Source organism: Paenisporosarcina sp. P4_E4_2, assembly GCF_056401595.1.
Map to the genome: position 1 here is coordinate 1 of NZ_JBFUJC010000316.1, position 3,657 is coordinate 3,657.

Genomic DNA, 3,657 nt, shown 5'->3' on the forward strand with positions numbered 1-3,657 from the left:
ATATGTAGGGGATCCTGCAAAATTCCGTGTGATACATGGCGGGGTGAAAGAGACGCACGTCTTTCATTATCATGTACATCAATGGCTGAGTGACCCGCAAGACCTCAACTCGGAAATGCTTGATTCCCAAGCAATCAGTCCTCAATCCCACTACACAGTTGAGCCTCTTTACGGGTTGGGAAGCCTACAAGGCTCCTTTGGTGACGCCATTGTCCATTGCCATCTGTATCCGCATTTCGCAGCCGGAATGTGGGGCATGAACCGGATATTTAATACGCTTCAGGACGGTTGCCAGTGCTACCCGAATGGTGTCCCTATAAAGGCTTTGCAGCCATTGCCTGACCGTAAAGCCCCGCCGAAGCCTACAAAATTGAAACCGGGGTTCCCGAACTTCATCCCAGGGAAGGTCGGTTACAAAGCGCCGCGTCCACCGCTAGGCATCAAAGGAGGACGGGGATTGACAGAACTGGAACGCAACGCAGCAGTGAAAAATCCAAGGCCAGGGGCTGTATTTGTAAATCCATCTCCTGAAGATGCAATCGTGAAGGAATTTAACGTCTCGGTAATCGAACTGACCGTAACCTATAACAAACAGGGCTGGCATGATCCGAAAGCCAGGATTTATGTGCTGGATGAAGACCTGGATGATGTATGTTCAGGGAAGAAAGAGCCTGAACCGCTCGTTTTCCATGCATCGGCACATACCAGCATCCGCATTAATTTTACAAACCGATTGCCCCATATTCTTGATGGCGATGCATTCCAGCTGGTGACGAGAGCGTACGAAACCGGTTTCCATATTCACTTTGTGAAATTTGATGTTCTTGTGAACGATGGGGCAAATGTCGGCTGGAACTATGATTCTTCGGTACTGCCAGGTGAAACCATCCAGTATGAATATTATGCTGATATCGAGTTGAAAGCCTGGTTCGTCCACGATCACTTATTTCCAGCCTCCCATCAGCAGCATGGAGTATTCGGATCTGGCGTTGTCCACCCGCGATTTACGGAGATTCTCGATTCGGCTACAGGGGAAGAGGTTGCCCGCGGCGCCCAGGTCACTACTCGGAATCCCTTGATTCCTGATTATCGGGATTTTGTGCTATTCGCACAGGATTTCGCCTTGCTGTTCGATAAAGACGGCAAACCCCTTCAGCCCCCTGGGTTCCCAGGCTCTTTTGATGACCCGGGTTTATTCGGGGTGAACTACAAAAATGAACCCCTTCAATTCCGATTAGGACCTGAATGCGATCCTGCCTATACATTTAGTTCTTATGTGAATGGTGATCCGATTACCCCGATATTGAAAGCATACGAAGGAGACAGCATTCGGATCAGGCTTCTCCAAGGGTGTCAGGAAGAATCCCATAGTTTCAATGTCCATGGGTTGAAGTGGCTAAAGCAGCGAAGGAATTTGAATTCAAATGTCGAAGAGCAGCAGCATATTGGAATATCCGAATCGTTTACCATGGAAACTTTTATTCCTCGAGCGGGAGATTATTTCTGGGCATTTGAAACGGAAGAAGATCTATGGAATGGGCTTTGGGGATTGATTCGGGCATTTGATGAAAGAGTGCCGGGTCTTATCCCTTTATCTGACCGTCCAGCCCCTTTAAAGCGTTCAAGGCCACTCCCTGAATGTACGGGGAAAAAGCCACCTAAAGCAGATGACCCTACTAAAGTTCCAGTCAAAAAAGGTCCAATCCGCTATTTTGATATCGTAGCTTTCCAAGTGCCACTTAGCTATAACAGTTTTGAAGATCACGATCCTCATGGGATCATTTTCGCACTGAGGAAAGATATGGATGCTATTTTAAAAGGAAAGAAAAATCCGGAACCGCTGGTCATTCGTGGAAACGTTGGAGATACAATAGAAATTGCTCTCACTAGCCTTTTGAAACTGGATCTATTCCCATTCAAGGATGGCATCTACCCATATCCGGAAGTAAAGGAGCAGGCTTTCTATCCGCCATCTTTGAGAATCTCCTTGCACCCACAATTGATCCAGTATGATGTGAAAACATCTGCAGGGGAAACAGTTGGTTTCAATGGAGACCAAACGGTAGGACCAGGTGAAAGCAGGAAATATCGCTGGTATGTTGACGCCCCAATGGGTGCATGCGGCATGTGGGATATGGCGGATATCCGCAACCATAAGTCCCACGGCGCATTCGGCGCATTTATTGCCGAACCAAGGGGAACAGAGCATTTAGATCCCTATACGCTGAAGCCGGTCAAAACCGGAGCGAATGTGGTTCTACGTAACCCTTTCCTTCCAAGCATAAGGGAATTCGTCATCATCATGCATGACGGCGTAAGGCTGCTTGATAAAAAAGAACAGGTAATAGTCGATCCTCTTGCGGGGATGATTTTGCCACCTCCGGACATTGATGAAGACGAAGTCGATACGTATGACCAAGGTTCCAGAGGATTCAACTATCGAAGTGAACGTTTGGTCAACCGCTACCGCAAACATTCAGTGCTGCAAAACTTATTCAGTTCGTGTGTTTTCGGGGACCCGGCTACGCCATTGTTTGAAAGCTACTTAGGAGACCCGGTTACAATTCGATTGGTGACGCCAGCAGAAAGGCGCAGGACGCATACGTTCCATATTCATGGACATCGCTTTCGATTTGAAGTGAAAAATTTGAATTCACGTACGGAATCATTTGCAGGATTGAACGTAGCGGGAGCAGCACGCAATTTGGAATTGCTCGGCGGCGCTGGTGCTTATATGGGATTCCCAGGGGATTATATGTACCGTGCAGGAAATATACTCTGGGACATAGAGCAGGGTATGTGGGGGATAATGAGAATTCACAAAGGGATTCAAGAACATTTGCCTCCATTAGAGAAATAGAGCGAACAGAAGAGAAGAATAATTTCTTCTCTTTTTTCTACATAGAATTACTTTAGGGAAGGGGGTGAGAAAATGAAAAAAGAAAACCATAAGGAAATATCTTCTGATGAAAAGGTACAAAAAAAGTTTGATAAAGAAAGTTATTTCTTTATACCCGTACAATGCTGTCCCGATCGGTACCCATCCCCAAATCTTCCTTCCCCTACGAGCTGCCTTCCGCAAGAAGATTTGGAACGAGTAATTGAAAAGATAAGGGCTGCAAATGAATTGCTTCTTGATCTGGCTCTGGGAGAGGAGCGGCTGCCAGATGAAACTTATCAGAAAGTTTTTGACGGTTTAATTGGACTGCGAGTTGAGATTACCGCTCTATCAGGAGAAACCTGCGAGGGGAAAGTCTCCCTATCAGGCTATGATTTTGTTGTGCTTAACAATGAAGAAAAGGTATTCATCTACCCATATAGTCAAATCGATATAGTTAAGCCTTTTGGGCGTTTTGCGGATCCTTACGATGACCCTGAACTAAGGGAAATCGATCCTTGCTTTCGCCGGGAATTGACCTTTAACTTCGGGGATGTCGTTTCTTCTTCGCCAGAATTAATCCATCTGTTTTTCAGGATGAGGCTGAACATTTATTTACTTGTATATGAAGAAAAACATATACAAGTCCAAATTGATGGCCAAACAATTGAAGGACAAATGAAAAAAGTAGATAAAGAATCAATCAGTCTAGAAGTGGCTGAACAACTGACAACCATTTCAATAGATAAAATCAAATTGTTTACCTTAAACAATTAAAC

2 protein-coding genes are annotated in these 3,657 nt (G+C 45.5%); both read left to right on the forward strand.

Annotation, left to right across the window (positions count from 1 at the left end; all coding sequences use genetic code 11):
* Positions 1-2,860: copper oxidase (locus AC1DSB_RS16220; RefSeq protein WP_477587111.1), on the forward strand; the 2,860-nt coding region annotated here is incomplete at its 5' end.
* Between the two features lie 72 nt (positions 2,861-2,932).
* Positions 2,933-3,655, forward strand: a complete 723-nt coding sequence (locus tag AC1DSB_RS16225; protein WP_477531180.1) for a hypothetical protein — start codon at positions 2,933-2,935, stop codon at positions 3,653-3,655.
* Positions 3,656-3,657: the final 2 nt, after the last annotated feature.

What these genes read in the sequence shown, in the direction of transcription:
- AC1DSB_RS16225 (WP_477531180.1), top strand. Translation starts at nt 2,933, where the DNA reads ATGAAAAAAGAAAACCATAAGGAAATATCTTCTGATGAAAAGGTACAA.